Source organism: Streptosporangium vulgare, assembly GCF_042428775.1.
In the GTDB taxonomy this organism is placed as follows: domain Bacteria; phylum Actinomycetota; class Actinomycetes; order Streptosporangiales; family Streptosporangiaceae; genus Streptosporangium; species Streptosporangium vulgare.
Window position 1 is genome coordinate 1 of the sequence record NZ_JBHMBS010000126.1, and the last position, 857, is coordinate 857.

Below are 857 nucleotides of genomic sequence, written 5' to 3' on the forward strand. Positions count from 1 at the left end.
AGAGCGTGACTCATTTGGTGAGTCTTCGGTAGCAGATAAGCGCCGCTGCGAGAGCGACAAAAGATGCGAAGTGATCGGCGCGGCGCTCGTAACGGCGGTGCAGTCGGCGGTACCCGTTCAACCAGGCGATGGTGCGCTCGACGACCCACCGATGCCGGCCCAGGCGCTGGCTGGACTCGATGCCGCGGCGGGCGATGCGCGGAGTGATGCCGCGTCCGCGCAGGAAACGCCGCACCCGGAGGTAGTCGTAGCCCTTGTCGCCATGCAGCTTGGCCGGGCGGCGACGGCGCCGCCCGCGCCGGGAGCGGATCGGCGGGATGCCACGTACCACATGCTCGACGGCCAGACTGTCATGGACGTTCGCCGCCGAGATCGCGACAGAGAGCGGCAGACCGGTCCGCTCGGTGATCATATGGATCTTCGACCCGTTCTTGCCGCGATCGACAGGATTCGGACCCGTCAGCTCCCCCCTTTGACCGCCCGCAGGCTGACCGAGTCGATCACGCACCGCGACCAGTCCAGCTCACCCCGGGCGCCGAGCTCGTCCAGGATGATCCGGTAGAGCCTGGCCCACACCCGGGCGGCGCTCCACTCGGCGAAACGACGGTTCACCGTCTGCCAGGAGGCGCCGAAGACCGGCGGGAGCTGCCGCCAGGCGCATCCGGTCGTGGCCACGTACACGATCGCGGCCAGGACCATCCGGTCGTCTGCGCGCCGTCGTCCGCCGCCTTGCGGCCGCGTGGGCACCCGCGGGACCACGCGCTGGAACAACTCCCACAACTCATCAGGGACCAGCCGCTGAAGGAACGCATCCACGCCATATCCAACGAGCGATCGCCAAATGAGTCACGCTCTTA

The 857-nt window shown here is 68.0% G+C and carries 1 protein-coding gene; it reads right to left on the reverse strand.

All coding sequences use genetic code 11. From position 1 onward, the window contains the following. Nucleotides 1–10: 10 nt before the first annotated feature. Nucleotides 11–816 (reverse strand): IS5 family transposase gene (locus tag ACFFRH_RS44290; protein WP_344748167.1). Its coding sequence is split into 2 segments (ribosomal slippage): nucleotides 11–465 and nucleotides 465–816, totalling 807 coding nucleotides; the frame shifts between segments, so codons are not numbered across the junction. Nucleotides 817–857 lie beyond the last annotated feature (41 nt).